The following is a 21,830-nucleotide window of genomic DNA, read 5'->3' on the forward strand; positions in this document are numbered from 1 at the left end:
GAGGCAACCACCGAACCGTTGCGACGACGGCCCGAGCCTCCGTGGCTTACGAAGGAAAGATCAGCAGCCACTGGGCACCCCGCAGAGCTGGCGAGCGGTGATGGGGAGAGCGATGTTCACGGCTTGGCCTTTCACGGAGGCTGGTGCATTGGATTGGAGGCTGACTTGGAAGCAAAGAAGCGTGGAAGCGGCCTTGGGTACCGCCGTGGCCGTGGTGAGTCCAGCGGTCATCAGTGACGCGTATGCCGTTGCCGCGCTGCAGGAAGTTCCTATCGGGGCGAACACCGCACTGACGATCACGTACTGCGCCAGGGTGCCCGTCCCCACATTGGATACGGTGGGCGGTCCAGCTGTGAGGTGGGTGCTGAAGGTGCCGCCGGCGTTGCTGTTGTTGGCGGCCACAATGCCTGCAAATACCGGACTACCCGGCGAAAGCGTCCCGGCTGGGGTCAGGCCGATGGTGGCCTGACCCCCACTGGGAAGGGTCATGTTGACGGGAGTCCCTGATGGGCTGTCTTTGAGGCTGACGTCGAAGGATGCCGAGGAAACGGTGCCAGGTGCGGCCGTTGTGCCGGCCTTCCACAGGGCATAGGTGCCCTGGACTGTCAGCAGCCCAAGGACCACAGCCGCTGTGATGAGCAAACCTGCTCGCAGCGTCCGCGGGATCCGCATCGTTCCTCCTGGTCCGTGTCCGATTCTGTCCTGTGAGAGCGGCCCGTCAGCCGGCCGCCCTCTTCAGACTAGGACGACAGGCCGGACTGGGTCAGCTGGAACGCTACGGTGTTGAAGGCGTAGGACTTGTTCACATCGTCACGGCCGGCGGTGGCGGACAGGAACTCGAAGGAGACCGTCGCGGTAACCGTCTGGGTGCCGGCCGAGGCCACCAGCGGGTTAGCGAGCGGGGCCGTTCCGACGGACAGAGCCACCGGGGAAACTGTCACGTTGGCGGCGGTGAAGCCGTTGGTCGGGGTGACGCCGGTGGTGGCGACGGTGGCGGCCATCTTGTTTCCGTGGAGCGTGACGGTCAGGTCCTGCTTGAAGGTGAGCTTGTCACCCGGGACCACCTTGTAGGTAGCGATGTCCGGGATGACAGTGCCCGCCCGGTCCGTCCAGGTTCCGGCAGCGGTCTGGATGTTCAGGTCGCCGGCAACGATGGTGCCCGGCGTGGTGCTGGCTTCAGCGTTCCAGTTGGCGAGTGTTCCGCCGCCGCCCAGCAACAGTGCTGCGCCCAGGGCGATGGCTGCGGATCCCTTGATGAGTGTGCTGTTCTTCATGATGTGTCCCCTCAGACTTTGCGTGCTTGGTTGTCTTGCTGAAAACAACAATGCACCGTCAAAATCAGGATTTAGCGACGGATTTCGTCAAGGTTGGGGCCGAAAATGTCAAGGTTTCCGCAAGAAAATGATGACCAACAAAAGGGGCACTGACCTGCGGATTCTCTCCAATCGATGGATTTCTACCCGTGAGTAGCTAATCCATCGAAGTGACAAAAACCGGCCCTAGTAGTTCCGCCGGTGCTTGAGCCGCGGCAGCACCACAGCAAACACGCCGGCCGCGGCAAAACCCAGCAGCCCGGTGGCCGAAACACCGGCCCCCAGCGTCGCCAAAGCAGTCACCCCGGACAGCAATACGGGCCCGCCGGTTGATCCGGCGTCGGCAATGAACCGCCACAGGCCCAGGAACTGGCCACGGCCGCGGTCGGGCGAGAAGTCGGCGCCGAGCGTCATGATGAGCCCGGAACTGATGCCGTTGCCGAACCCGATCAGCAGCGACGCCAACAGCAGACCAACAAAGGAACCGGTCAGGGGAATCAGCAGCATCGCGATGCCCATGATGATGGTGGAGGGGACGGCCACAAACAGCCTGCCGCGCCGGTCCATCACCTTGCCGGCGGGGTAGAACACCAGCATGTCGATCGCCCCGGACAGCCCGTAGATCACCGACGCCTGGGCCGGATCCATCCCCAGATGGTCTGCCCACAGCGGGATCACCACCTGACGGGAAGCGCGCAGCGCGCTGAGCAGCAGGATGCCCGCACCCAGCGTCAGGAACACCCCGGCATGCGCGACCGCCACGTTCCGCAGCGTCGGCTCCGGAGTCTTGTGGCCGCCGTCGGGCGCTGGCGGGACCACCAAATCCGGGATGGTGACGGCCAGAACAGCGGCCGCTGCCATCCCCACCACCCCCACCCAGTAGGCCCCGGCGATCCCCGCGAACTGCATCACGCCGGCGCCGATGAACGGCCCCACGAAGACGCCGATCCGGCTGACCCCGCCCAGCGTTGACAGAGCCCGCGCGCGGAACTGAAGGGGCACGGCCTCGGTGAGGTACTTTTGCCGCGCCAGGCTGAAGACACTGGCTGCCATCCCGACGACGATCATCGCCACCGCGAGCAGCAAGAGGCCGTTGGGGATCAGGGAAGACATGGCCGCCGCTGCGAGCGCGAGGGCACCCACCGCGGCGGCGCCGACGATTGACCAGCGTTCGCCGAACTTGAGCGTAATAAGGGAGGCGGGCAGGTTGAAGAACCACGAACCGAGCCCGATGAGCGTGACGATCAGCGCCGAAACAGCCACGGATGCACCCAGGTCGCGCGCGGAGAGGACCACCACGGGAAGCACTGCGCCCTCGCCGATGCAGAACAACAGTGCGGGCCCAAACGCTGGTATGGCGATGCTTCGGAAGTTGAACGGGGGCGGGGTTCCTGGCGAAGTCATCAGATTTATCTTATGCCGGGGGAAATTCCCCAGTGTTCAGGGGTCACAAGCGGCCCCGCAAGGACTAACGTTTGCCTTGTGGGGCCGTTTCCGCGTGCCCCTCGCAGCCGAGGAGGTCTCATGGGTGAGGTGTGGATCCGCACCATCAGCAACAGCCTGGTCCGGGCCGACAAGGTCACGGAAATCGCGTCCACCCGGGGGTCTCTCCACGACGACCAGGGTTACGCGCTGAAAGTCATCGTGGACGGTAAGGCCCACGTGATTATTGACGACGGCGGGCTGCCCGGCTCGTCCACCGAGCGGCAGGAGTATGCAGGGCACCTCGAAGACGCTCTGCTGTTCGCCCTCGATGAGGCACGAGGGTTTGAGGCCTCCGTGGTGGTCAGCTTCGAGCCGGAAACAGAGCGCTGGGCGTTCGCCCCGGTCGCGGAGCTGGCCGGCAGGATTCCCGCCGCCGGTTAACGTCCGGTCAGGTAACGTCCGACGGCGGGGACTTCCGCTCGGCACATGAGTTCAGAGCGCACTGGTTCAGGCAGCCACGCTGGGCGTGTTGTTCGCTGTGTGCACCGCATGCCGCCGGGCGAGGATGCTCAAGGTGCACGGGGTCTGCTGCGGGTCGAACCTGATCGGGAGATGATGCGCTTCGGAGCAGTCCTCAAGCAGGCGTAGCGCCTCTGGGTCGACCCGGGCATGTCGCATGTCCAATTCGAGGACAAGATTATGCCTTAGGGCGTTGGCTCGCTTCACCACAACATAAATGGCCTGGATGCTGTGAATGGTGACGTGGCCCTTGGCGAGAACCTGGGCCCTCGCGTGGTCGAGATCTACGCGGACGAGAATGCTGAGCTTATCGGTCACGGTCAAGTGCCTTCCTTGCGTGGCTGCGACGCTGCAGCCGGGGAGGCCGCGACGCTGCGGCCAGTGGCCGCGCTTCAGCAGCCACATTCAGTATTAGGCAGCTCCGTGTGATCTGCGCAATATGTATACGGATTGTGTCGGACACGTCCTTGCGCGGCGCCCTGGCATGCGCGCGCTTTGGAGTGCCTGCGCGTTGGAGTGCCCGTGGCCTGGAATGCCGGTGCCCTAGGATTCGGAGCATGAACATTGCAGTTGCAGGCGGAACTGGAACAGTTGGACGCCTTGTGGTCAGCATCGCCCGGGCCCGTGGCCACAGCGCAGTCAGCCTCTCCCGGGCCGACGGCGTGGATCTGGTGAGCGGCGAAGGCCTGGCCGAAGCACTCACAGGCGTGGACGCGGTGATCGATGTGGCCAACATTCAGACGCTGAACGGAAAGAAGTCCGTGGACTTCTTCACGGCCGTTACCGGCAACCTTCTGCGGGCCGAGAAGGCGGCCGGGGTTCGGCACCACGTGGCACTCTCCATCGTGGGAACGGACAAGGCGGCCGCAGGCTATTACGCCGGGAAGCTGGCCCAGGAGAATCTGGTCCGCAACGCCGAGGTGCCGTGGACCATCCTGCGCGCCACCCAGTTTCATGAGTTCGCGGAGCAGATGCTCCAGCGCAGCTCCCTGGGCCCGCTGGTGCTGGTCCCCCGGATGGCCACCCAACCCGTGGCCGCGCGCGAAGTGGCAGAAGCCTTAGTGGACGCCGCAGAGGCGGGACCGCGGGGACGGGTTGCTGACCTTGGCGGCCCTGAACGCAAACAGATGGCGGACCTCGTCCGGGCCTATGCCCGAAAGCAGGGCCAAAAGAAACGCGTCCTTGAGCTCACCGCGCCGGGGCCGCTGTGGCGCGCGATGCGGAACGGGGACCTCCTCCCGGAGGCGGGCGCCGCCGTCGGACGCCAAAAGTTTGATGACTGGCTGGAGTCCGGGACGCAGGGAACCTAGGTTCCGCGGCGCTCCTAGTGGCTCCGCCTGAAGTGCATAACCCCTGCCACGAGACCCATGGCGCCCACCAAGGATCCGAGGATAATGCTGAGACCTGACACGTATTCAAGAATGGTCATCGTTGACGCACCTTTCATCTGGCTGGTCCGCTGACGCTAACGGCGAAAGCTCAGGATCAGCGCAACTAGGCCCGTGTGTCGGGTCACGATTCAGCGTCACAAATATGTCAATGTTGCGTGGGTCACATTTACTCCCTACTCTGAGTAAGGCTTAAGAAGCGGGCCATAGCAAGAAATAGCAAGAGGCTGCAGCGTCGCAGCCACTGCCGGGGAAGGCTTTACAACTTGAACTCCAAGCTCAACATCGTTGTCCGTGTAGATCTGGATCACGCCCAGGCTCTGGTGATTGCAAAGGGGCATATCACCGTCCACAGCGTGAACGCACTGTACGTAGTAGTTAAGCGGGCCAATTCCTTGAGGGAAGGCCTGGACCTGAAGCTGGACATCAGTCATGCGTGGGTGGATGACGAAGCACTGGACATGCTCCATGCCGCTTCCGACACCCATCACCTGCCAGCCCGGATCGATCCGCAGCAGGCGCCTTGCACCATCAGCGTGCTGGCGCCGCGCCGTGAGAATGCCCCCGCAGGGCGCGACCTGATCGCCGCCTAAGGGCATCACAGGCAAGGCATCCGCAGCGCCCATCAATCGGGCCAGAGTGCCAGCCGCAAACTTTCCACTTTCTGATTTCCATGAACTGAGCGTGCAGCTGTATCCGAATAGACGGGTAGCTGCCCTCTCACCCCCCAAATGTAGGTAGCGCTAAGTGTCGTTTTGAGCCCTCAAAACGACACTTAGTGCTACTTAGTTGGGGAAGGAACGGGGCCTACCGGTACCCGTCCACGATGGCCGCGGCGATCTCCTTGTACGCCCGCCGGGTCTCCGGCTTCAGCACGTCCAGGGTGACCAGGTCGCCGTCGGCCACGCCGCGGTCGTGCGGGACCGCGATGAGCTGGCGGCAGATCCCGGCGAGGTGTTCCTCGATGGCGTCCTTGTCCACGCGGGAGGAGACCTCGTCCTTGTCCGTGATGACCACAATCGCGTTCCGGGCCAGGTCCTCGTAGCCGTGGCTGGCCAGCCAGTGCAGGGTGCTGCGGGCGCGTTTCGCGCCAGAAACGGCGTACCCGGCGGCGATCACCAGGTTGTCCGCCGACTGCAGGATCCCGCTCATCGCGTTGTGGGTCACGCCGGTGCCGCAGTCGGTCAGAGCCACGGAGTAGTAGTTGGAGATCAGCTTGCGGATCCGCAGGTACTCGGCGGCCGTCAGCGAATCGGAGACCTCCGGGTCCTGCTCCCCCGCAATCAGGTGCAGGCGGCCGGCGTGGTGCATGTACCGGGCCAGGGCGGTGAGGGAGTCCACGGACTCGATGTTCGCGAGCAGGTCCGTGATGGTGCGCGGGCTGGCCTGCTGGTAGATCCCCTCGCCCAGGGCACGCTCCACGAGGTCGCCGGAGTCCGGGTTGGCGTCGATGGCGCAGGGCGCGTCGCCGCGGAATTCGGCCAGGGTCAGGCCCACACCCACCGTGGTGGAGGTCTTGCCGATGCCGCCCTTGAGGCTCAGCACCGCCGTGTTGTAGCTGCCCTGCAACTGGCGGGCGATCCGGCGGCCCAGTTCGTCCTCGTCGCGCTGCTTGGCGCTGGGCCCCAAGTTCCAGGCCCCGCCGGTCATTGCGTAGATGGCGCCGCGGAGGCCGCCCACGGGCCGGGGCTTCTGCTCTTTCACGAACAGGCCCGGGGAGCTGATGAAGTCAGGCATGGGGCTCTCGGCAATCACGTCCGCGGCGGTGGGCCGGACGCGCCGGAACGCGGGCGTTTCCACCGGTGCTTCCTCAGAAACGTACGACGACGGCGGCGCGGCAGTGTCGCCGTCGTCCGCCACCGCGGTGGTGACGTAGTCCGGCGCGGCGCGCTGCGCGGGCTGCGGTTCTTGTACCGGCTGCTGCGGAGCCTGCGGCTGCGCGGTGACCGGCGGCTTGGCCGGCCGGCGGGTTGGTGCCGGTACGTGTGCCGCAGGTTTGGCCTGGTCGGCGGCTGCCGCGGCCTCCGCCCAAGAGCTGCGGCGCGGTACCGGGGTGCCGCCGTCGGGCGTGGTGGAAGGCTCGGGAGTTACTGCTGGCATGGTTCCTGTCTGGGCATCCGAAAGCGCTCCGTCGGCGCGGCGGAGGTCGCGGCGTCGTCGGGGCGGTTGCGACTGCCCTGCATCCTCTGCAATGGCACGTGCGTTGTGATCCGCCGGATCGGGCATGTCTGTCCCCCAGGACTTCGGCTCAAGGTTCTGCGGCACTATACGGACTGTTCAGTCAACCAGTCTAGGCGCTGAGGCAGAAGACGAGGTCAGTGGCGGGTCAGGGCGGCCACCACAACACAGGCGGTGAGCACCAATAGGACGGTCAGGACCGCGTAGGCCTGCCATTTCGGGCGGCCCTTGTGCGGGTTGATATCAACATAGGGCATGGCTAGCTTCGGTCACTCCTCGTGGCGGTTACCCGTATGGCGCGCCGCTTGAGGCGGAGCACCTGGTACATCGCACAAAAAGGAATCAGCAGTGTGGCCAAAAGCGCGCAGAGCGCCAAGGCATAGTCAATCAGAGCCAATGCGGCCTCCGTCGGTTAGCAGTGATCCCCCATGCGATCACCGGTCACGCTAGCCGTAAGTCACAGCTGTTGACAAGTCATACAAAGGTTACTGAGCTTCGGAGGCTGCCTCGGCTCCCATGACCATCCCTCGGGACGCCGCCCGTTTAGCGGCTGACGGCTGTCGCAGTTAACTCTTCAAACGGCGCACCAACGGGGCTTTGCCCAAAGGTGTACGTTCCAGCTGGTCCGCCAGCTGCACGTCCACGCCGGTCCGCACAACGCCTGCCTTCGCGAGGGCGCCGGCCACGGCGGCGCTGACTCCGTCCAGCGAGTTTCCCGGTGCCAGGCCCACAAGAAGCACCCGCAGTCCCGAGGGTTCCTGCACAACTTGCCATCCTGCGAGGGCGGCCTGATCGAGGACTTCGTGGAACACCATCGGGTGGACATTCACGCTGCCAGCGCTGCCGGGCAGGTGGAGGACATCTTCGATCCTGCCTTCAATGTCCTCCATGACAGTGAAGGAGCGTCCGCAGGGGCAGCCCCGTCCGCCCAGCCGCACGGTGTCGGACATTTCGTAGCGGATCAGCGGGAGGGTCCTGGAAAACAGGACGGTGACCAGGAGTTTGTCCCCGGTTGTTCCGGGCCGGAGGGGGTTGCCGTCCTGGTCTACCGGTTCGATGATCAGCAGGTCTTCGTAAACGTGGCGGTTCCGGTAAATACAGGGCGAGGCGATTCCGGCCGTTTCCGTCGCGGCGTAGACGTCGACGGGCTCGCTGTCCCAGGCCGAAGCCAGTTCTGACGCGGTGTGCGGGCTAAGCACTTCGGAGGCGGACATCACGCCCTGCGGGAAGATGCGCAGCCGCCCGGCGCGCTGCTCGGCGGCGAGTGCTTTGAGAGCTGAGGCGTAGCCAACCAGGACCCTGGGCTGGAAGGAGTTCAGCGCGTCGACCGTCTGGTGCATGGGCGCTGTGACGTCGAGCCGGAGGGCGGGAACGAGTCCGGAGCGCAATGAGGCTCCAACCACGGCGGACTGGTGCGTGGGGACACGGGAGCTGACCAGCGCCACTTTCAGCGGCCGTGTCAGCCCGGCGGAGATCCCGGCCCAGTCGTTCGCACGGGCATACGAGGCCAGCACCATGGCCCACTCCGTGCGGTTCCACGCGAAGGTTCCGAGGCGGCCCGTGGTCCCGGACGTCGCCGCCGTCCACCACCGGCCCTGCCACGGCAGACCCGGATCCCCATCGGTCTCGGTCAGGGTTCGGAGGTGGTTCTCCAGGTCCGCCAGCTTCAGGTCCGGAGTAGTAACTGCCTCGTCGAAGTGCTCCATCAGGTCCGCCTTCGTCACGGACGGCAGCCGGCTTAAGGGAGCATCATGCAGACCCGCGTGATGGCGCCGGTAAAACTCCGAGCCTGCATAGGCGGCGCTACGCAGCTCCTGCAGGGCGCGTTCCTGATGTTTCGCTATCCGTGCCGCATCCCACTGGTCCCGCCTTCGCCACGCAGATCGCAGGTACAGCACCCGTGCAATCAACCGAAGGTCCATGGCTGGGTGCCTACCGGCTGGGTTGGAGCTTATGCACAGTGCCCATGCCCCAAGTGTTGCCAGGCTGCCTGCGGGCCAACAGAGCCGAAGGGCCCACGCCGGCGGAAGCGCCCTTGCAGCCCGTGAATGCACGGTGGATACCTTGCCGGAGCCAAAACTTCCCGCAATTGCAACCTTTTCCCTCCTCCCGGAACAGGCCGGCGCCCGTACTATCAGGGAAAGCGCTTTGTGCGATCCGAGGAGGTCCGCTTGAACAGGCACCATCCGTCGCGTTTGCTGCTCCTCCCCGCCTCACTGTCCGTGGTCTTGGCCCTCACCTCGTGCGGCGGGCTTCCCGCGCCTGCGCCCACGGCGGGGACGCAGGACACCAGCCAGGCTTCCGCACCGCCGCCAACTCCGGCGCCGGCGAACCCTTCCGATCCCACCCCGTCCTCGGCCGGTTCAACGTCCATGCCCGACCCAACGGCCGTTCCGGCCCCGGAGCCGGCCCCAAACCCGACTCCCGGCCCAACTCCCGGTTCAACGCCCGACGGCGGCAGCACCGCCGTCGCGCTTTCCAGCTTTTCGGGGACTTCGGAAGACGTGAAGTACACCTTTGACCACCCGTCCGACTGGACGGTGCAGGACTCCGCCATGGGAGGCCCGCCAGGTTCCGGGGCGGTGTCGGTGGTGGACCCCGACGGAACGGTTATGGCGTCCCTGACCATCCTGGTGGCGTGGGGTGCGGAGTGCCCGTGCGTGGAACGTCCCGCCGTTCATCTGGGCGATGTGCCGGGGGTGGTGACGCTGTCGAAATCAGGCGCGTTTGTGGTGCGTTCCATGGCGCTGGACCTGACGGAGTTCCCGGAGGACCGCGTGGAGAACCAGTGGGCGGACAACGTCCAGGTGGTCACGTCCCTCAGCATGAGCTCCGGGCCGCCGCCTGCTGCCATGGTGCCGCGGCTGATGTACGGGCTGGGCCTGGTGGAAACGGGTGTGATGGCCACGAACGGCGTCACTTACCGCACCGTTCTCTTCATCGCCAGCAGCGACTTCAGCACACTTGCCGAAGCGCAGGCCTACTCGGCGTCCGACGAGCACAAGAAGATTGAGGCGATGATCGCTTCCTTCCGGGAGGGCACCACCTAGGAGACAGCAACAAGGCCTAGATCACTGGCTTCTCGGCTGCGGGGCCATAAGACTTCCCCGCTTACCTGCTCACCTACCGTGAGTAAAGAGTTGACCAAACAAGTAGTCTTCGGCCGTTTCAGGCAGAAAATCCGGGTAACGCTTACTCGGGTTTCGGCCGTAAGGCCGTCCGTACAGTACTCAGCATGTGTCGCAGGCCCGAGGTCCAATCATCCCCCGTTGACTCCATAATGTCCTGGCTGCTGCCACCGGTAGAAGCATATGGCCGCCCTTAGGCCACGCAACAATGCCGGAACGGACACGGCGGATGTCCCGGCAGGAGTACTAGCCGAAAGCGCCGCCACCTTCCGTCGACGCATCGGCTCGCGGTTCGGCCGCATGTCCAAGTTCGCGGCCGTGGGGGCATTTGGCACCGTGCTCAACCTCGGGATCATGTCCGTCATGCTCGGCACTGGTATGCACTACCTCGTGGCGGCAGTGGTGGCCACGGAGCTAACCATTCTGAGCAACTTCCTCCTGCAGGAGCGGCTGGTATTCCGCGACATGCGGCAGGGCCGGCCGTTGTGGCAGCGTTTCGCGGCCAGCTTCGGCTTCAACAACATTGAAACCCTCGTGCGTATGCCGCTAGTGGCCCTGCTGGTGGAGCTTGTCCTTGTACCCAGCGTGGCCGCCCAGGCATTAGCCCTCGCCGTCGCGTTTCTTGTGCGCTTCGCCTTTACCTCACGCGTGGTCTACCAGCTCCGCCCCTCGGCCAGCGATCCCGTGCTGGTCCCTACAGAACTGGAACCAGCATGACCAGATGGCCTCGATGGGTTGTAGCCGTGTTGTCCATGGCCCTCTGCGCGGGCCTGGTATCCGCGGTCCCTCCTGACGCCGCGCAGGCCGTAACTCCGGGCGTCAAGAACGGCAGCCTGTCCGCCGGGACAGGCAATGACTTCGACTGCTTCAAGGTCGGTGGCTGGGGTGACAACACGGTTTCCCTGGCCCCTGTCCCCGGGCGGGACGGCACCGGTCGGGCCGCACAGCTGTCCATCGCCAACCACGTTTCTGGTGACCGCAAGTTCATGACCGAGGAGAACGAGGCCTGTGCGCAGGCAGTGACCGCTGGCCAAACCTACGATCTCTCCGTCTGGTACACCGCAACGCGCGGGGTCAACCTGTCGGTGATGCGCCGAACTTCGGCCGGCTGGACCTACTGGACCGAGGCGGCGTTCCTGCCCGCCGCAGCGGCCTACACCGTGGCCTCAGCCCGTACCCCGATGGTGCCTGCGGGCACCGATGCCATCGCCTGGGGCGTCACCCTGCCCGGCAACGGCACGGTGGTGATGGATGACTTCGCCGCGACGCAGACCGGCACCACGCCGACGCCCCCGCCCACCGAGCCCCCAGCTCCCACAGGGGGATACACGGCGCAATACTGGAACAACAAGAAGCTCATGGGCACCCCAGTGCTCACCCGGACCGAGACGTCCGTACAGCTGGACACCTATGGGGCGCCGGCTCCCGGCGTCAACGCGGACAACTTCTCAGCGCGCTGGTCGGCAAAGCCGACCCTAACTGCCGGCTCGTACAAGTTCGACCTGATCGGCGACGACGGGGTGCGGTTGAAGGTCGACGGCCAGGTCGTCATCGACGGCTGGAAGGACCAGAGCCCGACCGCCTACACCGTCACGCGCACGCTGACCGCAGGCGCGCACGACATCGTGGTGGAGTTCTTCGAGGCCGGAGGGGGCGCGGTCGCCAAGTTTGCGTACGCTCCGGCGAACTCTACGCCGCCACCCATCGAGCCCCCGCCGCCCCCCGCAAGCACCGCCGGAGTGGCCAACGGCACCCTGGAGGCGGGCTTGGATACGCCGGACTGCTTTTCGCCCGCAGGCTGGGGCGACCACACACTGGCCCAAGGCTTCTCCACCGACACCCCATCGGGTTCGGGCCGGTCCTGGAGCATCACCATCTCCAACCGGGTCAGCGGCGACCGCAAACTGGTCTCGGCCGAGCGCGCAGGGTGCGCGCCGGACGTGGCAGTGGGCGAGGCGTACGACCTGTCGATCGACTATAAGTCGACCACCCCGGTCAGCATGAGCGTGTACCGTCAAACGGCGTCCGGCTGGGAGTACTGGCGCGAGTTGGTGTTCGTTGCGGCCCGGGAGACGTGGGGCAAGGCGATCGCACGCACTCCGCTCATCCCTGAGGGCACCGCACGCCTCAGCTTCGGCCTCACCATCAGCACCAACGGCACCCTGCTCACGGACAACTACGCCATCGCCAAGGTGGCCGCCCCGCAGCCACGGCCCGATAACGATCCGGTCAACATCACCGAGGGCCGCTGGACGGTCCAGAACTACGAGATGCCCAACCGGAACCTGCACTCGACCCTGCTACACAACGGCAAAGTCCTGATGATTGCGGGCGACGGCAACAACGGCTTCCTGTACTCGACCAAGCGGTTCACCGCCGACCTCTGGGACCCCAACACCCGCACCTTCAAGACCCTTCCGGTGCCCGCTGACTTCTTCTGCGCGGGACATGTCACGCTGGCGGACGGCAGGGTGCTGATCATGGGCGGGACAAAGGACTTCGCAACCGAGACCCAGGCCTTCACCGGGCTGAAGGACAGCTTCATCTTCGACCCCGCCACCGAAGCGTTCACCCGTGTCAACGACAGCAGCGACGGCCACTGGTACCCAACGCTGACGAAGCTGGGAAGCGGCGACGTCTACGCCACGGGCGGGTACGACACGGACGGGACCGGGTCGGATGCCACTGAGCTGTTCCGCGCAGCCGAGAACCGCTGGCTGGCCCCGACCGAGGTCAAGCAGGCGGGGCAATGCTGGGGCACCTACCCCGGCATGCACCTCCTTGCCGACGGACGCCTGTTCTACTCCGGTGTCCACACCTTCAATGCCGGCCTGACGGGGTCGGGGGCGAGCTTCTACGACATCGTCTCCGGCATGATCCAGGACGTGCCCGGCCTTCGCGACAAGGACCTGCGCGACCAGGGAGCATCCGTGCTCCTGCCCCCTGCCCAGGACCAGCGCGTGATGGTGACCGGGGGCGGGTACACGGAGTTCAACGCGGCCCCCAGTAAGCTCACCGACGTCATCGACCTCAAGGAGCTTAGCCCTGGCTACCGGCCGGCGGGCGACCTGCCCACGGCCAAGATGTATGTCAACTCCGTGATCCTGCCCGATCGCACGGTGCTCAGTACCGGAGGCGGCGCAGGGGTGCGCACCCAGGACGTCATCGGCTCGGAGATCTTCGACCCGGCGACACAAAAATGGGTCCCCGTCGCAGCTGACCCGATCGGCCGCGGCTACCACTCCAGCGCCGTGCTCCTGCCGGACGGGCGGGTGGTGGCGCTGGGCGGCAACCCGGCCGACAACTCCTTCGAGCTGAGGATCTCGATCTACGAGCCCGGGTACTTCTTCAAAGGCGCCCGGCCCACAGTGGGTGCCGCACCCGCCGACATGGCCTACGGCAGCACGGTCAGCGTCCCGGCCACGTTCGCCGCCGGGGCCGCCGCCAAGAAGGTCAGCCTCATCGCCCCCATGTCAGTGACCCACCAAAGCGACCCCAACGCCCGGCTGGTCGACGTGCCCTTCACCGTAAGCGGCGGGAATCTCAATCTCGCCATTCCCGACGCAAGAAACATCCTTCCCCCGGGTCCGTACATGCTCTTCGTGACGGATTCCAACGACGTCCCGTCAATTGCCAAGTGGGTGATGATCAAGTGAACAAGAAACCCGTGACCCTGCTGCTCGGGGTAGTCCTCGTGCTCGGCATCGGGGGCGTGGCGGCTTCCGCTCAGGTGATGACGCCGGTCAATGAGTCAGTTAGGACGGCCGGCGCCCCCGCCGCGCCCGAACTCGACCCGGCCAGCCAGCGACAGACCAGTCTCTTGGAGGCCGCCTCCCGCGAAAATCGACCCGTCGCCAAGGACATTGTCCTGGGCGACGGCATACCCCGTGAAGCCGTTGAGGCTACCCGGGATAAGCCTGCCGTCGGCAATAAGGGTTGTGTCCCCCAATACGGCAAGGAGGGCCAGTGCCTGCCGCTGGTCCCACCCTCGCAGACCGCACACGCCGGTCACGTTGCCCCGCAAAAGCTGACACGTCTTTGGACCTGCACCGAAGTGCGCACACTCTTTCCCGATGGCCTGGCGCTCGGGGAAGCCGACCCCCTCAACCTGGACACCAACAAGGACCGCATCGCGTGCGGTGCAGGAGACCGCACATGAAAATGCCCGGCACCACCACCTTCCCGAGCCCGACAACCTTCGGGTGGCTGATGCCGCCCGACGATGAGGAGAAGTACTCCTACCTTCGTACACCGCAACACCGCTGGGTGTTCTGGGTCGCCGCCCTCGCGATGGCCGGGGTGGCGTTCAGCTTCGTCGGCCTGGCCATGCAGTCGTATTGGACCTTGATCTTCCTGCTGCCCCTTGTCCTCTTCGTCGTCGAACAGGTCCTGAGCCTGAGGACTTCCACTTTTCGCAGGATCGTCACAGTGACCGACCACGCGGCCACCGTCGAGCTGTGGAACCCCACCCAGCTGCCAAGCGTCGATGTGTTCATCCCGACCTGCGGGGAGGACCTGGATGTGCTGGCCAACACGGCCCACCATGTCCGGAATCTGGTGTGGGCGGGTGACCTCAGAATTCATATGCTCGATGACGCCGGTCGGGAAGAGGTCCGCGATCTCGCCGACCTCAACGGCTTCGAGTACCTGGCCCGCCCGGGCAGCGCCTACAAAAAGGCCGGGAATCTCCAGTACGCCTACCAGCGCACGTCATCCGACCACGTGGTGATCTTCGACGCGGACTTTGTGCCGCGGCCGGACTTCCTCCACGAGCTCGTGCCCTACATGGACGACCCCGCGGTCGGCATCGTTCAAAGCCCGCAGCACTTCTACACAGACCGGACAATGTCCTGGCTGGAGCGGTGCGCCGGTGCAACCCAGGAAATGTTCTACCGGTTCATCCAGCCCTCGCGCGATGCGGTGGGCGCAGCAATCTGCGTCGGAACATCGGCCGTCTACCGCCGCGAGGCGCTGGACGCGATCGGTGGCTTCCCGCTCATCGGCCACAGCGAGGACCTCTATACCGGCCTACACATGCAGGAGAAGGGATATCAACTCAAGTACGTGCCAACGCTGGTCTCCCGCGGGCAGTCTCCTACGGACATCGACTCCTTTATTGCCCAGCAGTACCGGTGGTGCGAGGGCTCGATGTCGCTCGTGGCATCGAATTCCTTCCACGACACCCACTCGTTGACCCTGCGGCAGCGGATGAGCTACTGGTCGGGCTTCGTGTACTACATGAGCACCGCGGTGCTCGCTCTGCTCGCACCTGTTCCTTTGATGGTCATGGCGTTCCTGTTTCCCCAGAATGTCAGCCCGGTGAACTCACTACCCCTGCTGGGGGCGGTGGCTCTCTGGCTAATCGTGCTTCCGGCGGTGTCCTTGGGCCGCTGGCGGCTGGACGTATTGCGGGTGCAGACCATCTACGGCTTCGCCCATTTCTTCTGCATCGCCGACTTGTTTCGGGGTCTGGTTTCGGAGTGGATACCAACCGGCAGCAAATCCAAGCGAGTGCCCATCGGCCAGCGCGTGCGCTCCTTCATGGGGCCCTACATCCTGATCACCCAGGCGCTGACCCTGCTGGGCCTGGGGCTGGGGGCATACCGATTTGGAATCCACCAGTTCTGGGCCACGATAGCCCTCTTCGCGCTTTCAACCTACGTATTTATCCCGGTGGCGGCGCTCGCGATGGGCTGGGGGCGTTCCACCGCAGCCGCCGCTGCGGCCGCCCCGACGACATTGGAGAAGACACTGTGACGAGCATCGACACCCGGCCCGTGTGGCGGGCGGCGGCTGAATCCTTCCTACCGCCCGCCAAACGGTCCGGGGCAGACCGCTACCTCCGGCACATCCCGATCACCCTGATCCTCCTCGTGCAGGCCGTCTCAGCGCTGCGCCTGAGCAACACGGCCTTCCAGGACGAGGCGCTGTACATCTACACCGGTGGCTGGCTCATGGACTCCTGGGCTGACCCAAACATGGAGGTGTACAGCAACCCCGAGACGTTCTTCTCAGGCGCGCCGATGCTCTACCCGGTGCTGGCGGCGTTGCTGGACGAACTCGGCGGGCTGACCCTCGTGCGGCTGTTCTCCACGGCCTGCATGCTCAGCGCAACGGTGGCAGTCTACTGGGCCGCAAACGTTCTCTTCGAACACCATCCCCGGCCGCGCATGGCGGGGATCTTCTCCGCGTTCATCTTCGCCGTGTCCGCGCCGGTCATCTTCCTGTCCAACTTCGCTACCTTCGACGCCCCCAGCTTCACCCTCATCGCCTGGGCGGTGGCGGTGAGCATCTGGTCGAGCAAGGGCAACCGCTCGGTTCTGTGGGGCGTGGCGATCGGCGCCTTGTGCTCCCTTGCGGTGATGCTGAAGTACTCCTCTGCCATCGATGTGCCGGTCGTCTTGCTGCTGACCTTGGTGGTGGGGTGGGCGGTGCGCTCAACCCGCGGGCGGGCTGTGGCCCGCGGGATTGTCGCCGGCCTCACCACACTGGTGCTCCTGATTGGCTCCGTGCTGACCTGGGCATCGGAGTTGCTGGTCGGCCTCCAGATGACCACGACCGACCGGGCCGGGATGGTGAATGCGACACCCGTCTGGACCCTGCTCAGCCAGGTCGCCGGCTGGGCCGGGATCACCTTTGCCCTCATGATCGCTGGCGGGATTTACCTCTTGCGCCGCCAGCCGATCCTCGCGGTAGTGCTGCTGGCGGGTACGGTGATGGCCCCCACTTACCAGATCTTGATGGGTGAGGCCGTGTCCCTGCACAAGCACCTGGTGCTCGGCATGATCTTCGGTGCGCCGCTGGCCGGGGCCATGCTCTCGGGCATGGTGCGGGCCGCGAGGCGTGCCTCCATCCTGCTCATCGTGGGGATTTGCTACGGCGCATTAATGTCCGGGCTGATCCAGTCCGAGAAGCTGTTCAGCGTCTGGGCCGACACCACACCCCTGCACAAGACCGTCGAGTTCGCCGTGGACTCCATGCCGTGGATTCGAGCGCTGGCTGAGGTCCCGGAACCGCTGACCTACTCCCTGGCGGACAAGACCGACCCCTGGCAGTGGACGGCGACCTATGAGGGCTCGTTCGTCTATGACGACCCCGACGAAATGGGCCATGAGTTGCTCCAGGGACTGGCGGCCTACCAGCATGCATTGGAGGACAACTACTTCCAGATTGTCATCCTGGACGGCAGCACGGACATCGGCCGGCAGCTCGAGCCGGTACGGTACGGATTCACGCAGACTGACACCGTCACCGCCCCCGCTAGCGGCCACCTCTGGCGGGTGTTTCAAAGGTTTGACAACATCCCGGAGTAAGAAAGCTCACCGAAAGTCGTCAAGCAACTTGATCAATCTGCTTGTATAATTGAGGGATGACCGGCGACCCAGCGATTGACCAAGCGCTCACGCATTCCCTCTTCGAAGCCCTGCACCCGCTTCTTCGGCAACTCAACGCCGAGCGCACCATCTCGCCGGGCAAAATCGGCGTGCTTCGCCATCTAGCGGAGCGCGGGAGTGCGACGACGACGGAACTCGCCGTTGTGGTCCGGGTCAGTCCCCAGGCCATTTCGCTGGCCGTGCGCGAGCTGGAAGGGCTGGGGTTCGTGGAGCGCGTACCCGACGCCGAGGACAGGCGCCGGGCCTGGATTGAGATCACCGAGGCGGGGCGGCAGAAGCTGGCCGGGGAATCCTCGGCTGGCCAGGGCTGGCTCGGCCGGGCCGTGACGGAGCGGCTGAGTCCGGACGAGCGGAAATTGCTGGCGGCGGCCATTCCCGCTCTCCGGAAGCTTGGAGCGGAGCCCTCCCATGAATGAAACGCGTTCGGCCCTGATCCCGGCGCTGGTCTACGCCGCCCTGTCCACCGCCATTGTGAGCTCGCTGGGCATGCTGCTGGTGCCCACCATCTCCCGCGAAATGGACGTGTCGGTGGGCACGGCGCAGTGGATGCTGACCATCAACCTTCTGGTGGGCGCGGTGGCCACTCCCGTGATGGGCCGGCTCAGCGACGGGCCGCACAAGAAGAAGCTGCTGCTGTGGGCGCTGCTGATCATCCTGCTCGGGTCAGTCATCGCCGCGCTGGCGCCCAACTTCACGGTCTTCCTGATCGGCCGGGCCCTCCAAGGCCTGACGTATGGGATCGTCCCGGTGACCATCGCCCTCGCCCGCCGCTACGTCGGCACCGACAAAGTGCGGTTCGCCATTTCCAGCCTGTCAGTGACCGTCGCAACGGGCCTGGGAATCGGCTACCCGCTGACAGGAATCATTGCCGGAACCTTCGACTTCCGGTTCGCGTTCTGGTTTGCCGCCCTGTTTGTGGTCACGGCCATCATCGTCGTCCTCCGCGTAGTGCCGGCCGGACCTGATGAAAACGCTCCTCGGGTGCCGTTCGATTACACCGGTGCTGGCCTGCTGGGCCTCGGCCTGGGTGTCCTGCTCCTGGGCATCAGCGAAGGGCCCAACTGGGGCTGGGCATCCCCGCTGACCATCGGCGCCTTCATCGTGGCCGCCGCACTCCTAGCGGCCTGGGTGCGGGCTGAACTTCGCAGCCGTAACCCGCTGATCAACCTCCGCGTCCTCCGGAACGGGGAAGTGCTGCTGGCCAACAGCACCGCGATCGGGCTGGGCGCAGCAATGTACATCGGCCTCTCCATTTCCAGCCTCATCGCCCAGGCTCCCGCGTCCACCGGCTACGGGATCGCCCTGCCCGTATTCTGGGCCGGCTTCGTGATGTTCCCGCTGTCGGTGGGAAGCTTCAGCGCAAACCGCCTGGTTCGCCGGCTCTCGCACCGGGTGCGGCTGACCACGCTGCTCCCGATCGGTGCCGGAATCATCGCGGCGGCCGGGGCGCTGCTCTGGTTTGCGCACACCCAACTGTGGGAGATCCTCGCCGGGATGCTGGCCCTGGGCCTCGGCATGGGAGCCGCCTATGCCGCCATGCCGGCGCTGATCGCCCGCAGCGTGGCCAGCGATGAACTGGGCAGTTCCGTGAGCTTTAACCAGGTCCTGCGGACGGTGGGAAGCTCCTTTGGCACCGCCGTCTCCGGCGCGGTGCTTGCGGCCAACATGGCGCCGGATCTCCACCCCACGGGGCGCGGCATCAGCGCGACCCTTGAAATCGGTGCCCTGCTTTGCACGGCGGTGTTCATGGCCTTGCTCATCCACGCGCTGATCACGCGTCTCCGCCGGACGTCCCAGGGCCGCCTGGACCCCCGCTCCGGTGGAACGCCTTAATCCGGTGGAACGCCATAACAGGGCTGGCTTTCCCGGCTCGGGCGGGAGGCCCGTTGCCACCGGTTGCGGGTGTCATTTCGCAGCGGCCGGGAGCAAAATGGCATGGAGGGGAACCTGATCCAACGCACTCACTCCGGGACCGAGGACGACGCCATGAACACCGGGAAGATAAGGACCTTGTTGCTATCGGCAGCCCTGGTGGCCGGACTGGCCGGACTGGCCGGGTGCGCCCCCGACGGCGGTTCGCCGGCCCCGACGTCGGAGGCAACGGCCTCGGCGGCCCAGGGAACGACGGGTTCGGCAGCACCGGCCATCACCATCAAGAACTTCGCTTACGGGGATCCGATCACAGTCTCCCCCGGCGCTACGGTAACGGTGACAAACCGGGACAGCGCGGACCATACCGTGACCGCGGACCAGGGCCAGGCGTTTGATGCGGTGGTCAAAGCCCTCGGGGGCACGGCCACCTTTACGGCCCCGTCACAGCCGGGGACCTATGCCTTCCATTGCACGTATCATCCGAACATGCACGGGACACTGACCGTCAAGTGAGCAGCCTCAGGCGCCAGCGCTGCCGCGCCCTCCAGCCAGGCCTCGAGGTTGCGCTGGGCCCGGGCGTAGCCGGCCACGATACTCTCCCTCGCGGGATCCACTATCAGCCTTCCCGGTTAGCAACGCGCGGAGTGTAACGAAACCTCAGTGCAGCGGACGCGTTTCCTGCAGCCGCTTAATGAACCAGCGCGACTGTTCCGGGCCGTAGGGCAGTACGGGGATGGCCTTGGTGGCGTCCGAGGGGGCTTCGCGGATGGAAAGCTGGGCCTGGCGCACGGCGGTGGTCATGGTGTTGGCCATGGTCTTGACGAACTGGTCGGTGCAGGGTTCGCCGTGGCCGGGGATGAGGAATTCGTAACGGTGGCGCAGGGCGGAGATGTGCCGCAGGGAGTCGGCCCATTCCTCCGGGTAGGAGTCCTCAAACGAGGGGTGCGCGCCCTGCTCCACGAGGTCGCCCGCGAACAGGGTGGTGGGCGTGCCCACCAGGAGGTCGCCGTCGGTATGGCCGCGGCCCAGGTGGAAGAGGGTGACGCTGAGCCCGCCGAGGTCCACCAGCACGGGCTGGTCCCTGACGATGGCGTTGGGCACCACCAGCTCCACGTTCTCGCCTTCACCGGTGGACATCTCCGGCTCGAGCGTTCCCACAAAGCGGCGCTGCAGGTCCCCGTGGCTGTCGATCTCACGCGCACAGTTTTCGTGCGCCCAGAACTCGGTGACGCCGTCGGAAGCGAACACGGCGTTGCCGAAGAAATGATCGTAATGCGCGTGGGTATTAACGACGACGACGGGCAGGTCCGTCTTCTCGCGCACCGCAGCCAGGATCTCGCGCCCCTGCCGCGGCCCGCATCCGGTGTCCACCACCATGGCACGCTCCGAGCCAACCACCAGGCCTGTATTCAGCAGCGAACCTTCGGTGACCAGCACGTATGTATCCGCGCCGACTTCGAGCCATTCTGACATTTTTACTCCGTACCTCCGGATGCACGTTGCGTTCTTCTGGCCTCGATTCTACCCACGGGGCCCCCGGGTTTCAGGGAGGCTGGACAGGTGCGGGACGCCCGACGGCGGCGCTCCCCCGGGTGCGACCGTCCACTTTTCGAGCGCACCGCTGTGCCCGTGCGGGCCGCGATGGGCACCGCTCCCCATCGCGGCCCGCCCCGACAAAACGGCATGATGGTAGCTGCACTTCTCGCGTCGAATATTGGGGGACCAAGTGAGCAACAACCAGCAGCCCGGATGGCCGCAGCAGCCGAACAACGAGCCGCACCACCAGCAGCCACAGCCGGTCGATCAGCACAACCCGGGCAGCACCTTCATGCAGGCCCCGCCGAAGAAGGGCGTGCCCGTATGGGGCTGGGTTGCCGGCGGCGTCGGCGTGGTTGCCGTGATCGTGGTGGCCGGCGTGATGGCGTTCAACGGCCTGTCGGGCAGCAACCGGCCGGCCGCGGTCCCCGACCTCAAAGCCAGCGAGTCTGCGGCACCGGAAGAGTCTGCCGGCTCCGGGGAGTTGGCGGACGCAGGCGCCACCGGGGGCGCGTCAGAGGGCGACGCCGTGTATCTTTTTGACGACTCCGATTTCAGCAGCGCGCCGGTGTGGTCCGTCCGGGAGCCCCAGGGCTGGACCAAGGAACAGGTCAAGGAGGGCATGGTGAACTACCGGAACGCCAGCCTGCAGTGCACGTTCACCACGTACCAGGCCACCATGAACCCCACCGGCGGAATCGGCGATGAGTCCGCCACGGCGCAGGTCATGGCATCCGAGATTGAGGGCGTGCGGAAGTCCGTGGGCACAACCGTTGAGGTCATCGACGACGCCGCCTCCACCTACGTCAAGCTGCGCGACGGCAGCAAGGACATCGAACTCCAGGAAGCCGAGCTCCGCTTCAAGAACAGCAAGGATGCCGATGTTGTGTACCGGATGGCCGTGCGCGCAACCGGCGGCAACGGACTGATGGAACTGGCCCTGGCGTGCCCCGGCAGCATGTCCTCCGAGCACGATCTCTGGCGGGAACTGACAGGCCAGGTGAGCATGGTGGACGTCGCATAGCCGCTCTCACTCAGGACAATTGAGCCGTACAGTCTTTCCGGACTGTGCGGCTC

General features: G+C 65.5%; 20 protein-coding genes. 13 read left to right on the forward strand and 7 right to left on the reverse strand.

The window, feature by feature from the left end:
* Nucleotides 1-60 precede the first annotated feature (60 nt).
* The 3 genes from AC1MCD_RS15200 to AC1MCD_RS15210 form a co-directional block, all read right to left on the reverse strand.
* Entirely contained in the window at nt 61-672 is a 612-nt protein-coding gene (locus AC1MCD_RS15200; protein WP_498673087.1) for a hypothetical protein, read from the reverse strand.
* 68 nt (nt 673-740) lie between these two features.
* Nucleotides 741-1,274 carry an alternate-type signal peptide domain-containing protein gene (locus tag AC1MCD_RS15205; RefSeq protein ID WP_498673088.1) on the reverse strand — a complete coding sequence of 178 codons (534 nt, stop codon included), beginning with the start codon at nt 1,272-1,274 and terminating at the stop codon, nt 741-743.
* 225 nt (nt 1,275-1,499) lie between these two features.
* On the reverse strand, nt 1,500-2,717 hold the full coding sequence (locus AC1MCD_RS15210) for an MFS transporter (RefSeq protein ID WP_498673089.1): 1,218 nt from the start codon (nt 2,715-2,717) through the stop codon (nt 1,500-1,502).
* Nucleotides 2,718-2,837: 120 nt separating this feature from the next.
* On the opposite strand from AC1MCD_RS15210, the gene AC1MCD_RS15215 reads away from it, so the two are divergent.
* On the forward strand, nt 2,838-3,179 hold the full coding sequence (locus tag AC1MCD_RS15215; RefSeq protein WP_498673090.1) for a hypothetical protein: 342 nt from the start codon (nt 2,838-2,840) through the stop codon (nt 3,177-3,179).
* Between the two features lie 66 nt (nt 3,180-3,245).
* On the opposite strand, the gene AC1MCD_RS15220 is transcribed toward AC1MCD_RS15215, so the two are convergent.
* Nucleotides 3,246-3,575 carry a hypothetical protein gene (locus tag AC1MCD_RS15220; RefSeq protein ID WP_498678370.1) on the reverse strand — a complete coding sequence of 110 codons (330 nt, stop codon included), beginning with the start codon at nt 3,573-3,575 and terminating at the stop codon, nt 3,246-3,248.
* A gap of 239 nt (nt 3,576-3,814) precedes the next feature.
* Between AC1MCD_RS15220 and AC1MCD_RS15225 the strand changes: the two genes are divergently transcribed.
* Together AC1MCD_RS15225 and AC1MCD_RS15230 are read left to right on the forward strand one after the other, a co-directional pair.
* Nucleotides 3,815-4,567 carry an SDR family oxidoreductase gene (locus AC1MCD_RS15225; protein WP_498673091.1) on the forward strand — a complete coding sequence of 251 codons (753 nt, stop codon included), beginning with the start codon at nt 3,815-3,817 and terminating at the stop codon, nt 4,565-4,567.
* Between the two features lie 344 nt (nt 4,568-4,911).
* Nucleotides 4,912-5,238 (forward strand): hypothetical protein, encoded by a 327-nt coding sequence (locus AC1MCD_RS15230; RefSeq protein WP_498673092.1) that lies wholly within the window; start codon nt 4,912-4,914, stop codon nt 5,236-5,238.
* 214 nt (nt 5,239-5,452) lie between these two features.
* On the opposite strand, the gene AC1MCD_RS15235 is transcribed toward AC1MCD_RS15230, so the two are convergent.
* Together AC1MCD_RS15235 and AC1MCD_RS15240 are read right to left on the reverse strand one after the other, a co-directional pair.
* Entirely contained in the window at nt 5,453-6,871 is a 1,419-nt protein-coding gene (locus AC1MCD_RS15235) for a MinD/ParA family ATP-binding protein (protein WP_498678372.1), read from the reverse strand.
* A 518-nt stretch (nt 6,872-7,389) separates the two neighbouring features.
* The gene (locus AC1MCD_RS15240) at nt 7,390-8,745 is read right to left on the reverse strand and encodes a phenylacetate--CoA ligase family protein (RefSeq protein ID WP_498673093.1); all 1,356 of its coding nucleotides are present in this window, start codon (nt 8,743-8,745) and stop codon (nt 7,390-7,392) included.
* A gap of 249 nt (nt 8,746-8,994) precedes the next feature.
* Between AC1MCD_RS15240 and AC1MCD_RS15245 the strand changes: the two genes are divergently transcribed.
* The 9 genes from AC1MCD_RS15245 to AC1MCD_RS15285 all read left to right on the forward strand — a co-directional run bounded on the left by AC1MCD_RS15245 (nt 8,995) and on the right by AC1MCD_RS15285 (nt 19,730).
* Complete coding sequence (locus AC1MCD_RS15245) at nt 8,995-9,873, forward strand: hypothetical protein (protein ID WP_498673094.1); 879 nt, start codon at nt 8,995-8,997, stop codon at nt 9,871-9,873.
* Nucleotides 9,874-10,134: 261 nt separating this feature from the next.
* Entirely contained in the window at nt 10,135-10,668 is a 534-nt protein-coding gene (locus AC1MCD_RS15250; protein WP_498673095.1) for a GtrA family protein, read from the forward strand.
* A complete protein-coding gene (locus AC1MCD_RS15255) occupies nt 10,665-13,607 on the forward strand; it encodes a galactose oxidase-like domain-containing protein (RefSeq protein ID WP_498673096.1) in 2,943 nt (980 codons plus the stop codon). Before AC1MCD_RS15250 ends, AC1MCD_RS15255 begins: the two co-directional genes overlap by 4 nt.
* Complete coding sequence (locus AC1MCD_RS15260) at nt 13,604-14,110, forward strand: hypothetical protein (protein WP_498673097.1); 507 nt, start codon at nt 13,604-13,606, stop codon at nt 14,108-14,110. The genes AC1MCD_RS15255 and AC1MCD_RS15260 overlap by 4 nt, the downstream gene beginning before the upstream one ends.
* Entirely contained in the window at nt 14,107-15,708 is a 1,602-nt protein-coding gene (locus AC1MCD_RS15265) for a glycosyltransferase family 2 protein (protein WP_498673098.1), read from the forward strand. Before AC1MCD_RS15260 ends, AC1MCD_RS15265 begins: the two co-directional genes overlap by 4 nt.
* Entirely contained in the window at nt 15,705-17,264 is a 1,560-nt protein-coding gene (locus AC1MCD_RS15270) for an ArnT family glycosyltransferase (protein WP_498673099.1), read from the forward strand. Before AC1MCD_RS15265 ends, AC1MCD_RS15270 begins: the two co-directional genes overlap by 4 nt.
* Before the next feature lie 56 nt (nt 17,265-17,320).
* A complete protein-coding gene (locus AC1MCD_RS15275) occupies nt 17,321-17,761 on the forward strand; it encodes a MarR family winged helix-turn-helix transcriptional regulator (protein WP_498673100.1) in 441 nt (146 codons plus the stop codon).
* A complete protein-coding gene (locus tag AC1MCD_RS15280; protein ID WP_498673101.1) occupies nt 17,754-19,178 on the forward strand; it encodes an MFS transporter in 1,425 nt (474 codons plus the stop codon). The genes AC1MCD_RS15275 and AC1MCD_RS15280 overlap by 8 nt, the downstream gene beginning before the upstream one ends.
* Nucleotides 19,179-19,280: 102 nt before the next feature.
* The gene (locus AC1MCD_RS15285; protein WP_498673102.1) at nt 19,281-19,730 is read left to right on the forward strand and encodes a cupredoxin domain-containing protein; all 450 of its coding nucleotides are present in this window, start codon (nt 19,281-19,283) and stop codon (nt 19,728-19,730) included.
* Nucleotides 19,731-19,874: 144 nt separating this feature from the next.
* Here AC1MCD_RS15285 and AC1MCD_RS15290 read toward each other — a convergent pair whose 3' ends face one another.
* Nucleotides 19,875-20,690 (reverse strand): MBL fold metallo-hydrolase, encoded by an 816-nt coding sequence (locus AC1MCD_RS15290; RefSeq protein WP_498673103.1) that lies wholly within the window; start codon nt 20,688-20,690, stop codon nt 19,875-19,877.
* A gap of 253 nt (nt 20,691-20,943) precedes the next feature.
* Here AC1MCD_RS15290 and AC1MCD_RS15295 point away from each other — a divergent pair, with 253 nt between their 5' ends.
* On the forward strand, nt 20,944-21,777 hold the full coding sequence (locus AC1MCD_RS15295; protein ID WP_498673104.1) for a hypothetical protein: 834 nt from the start codon (nt 20,944-20,946) through the stop codon (nt 21,775-21,777).
* Nucleotides 21,778-21,830 lie beyond the last annotated feature (53 nt).

This window comes from Arthrobacter sp. BF1 (assembly GCF_056680215.1).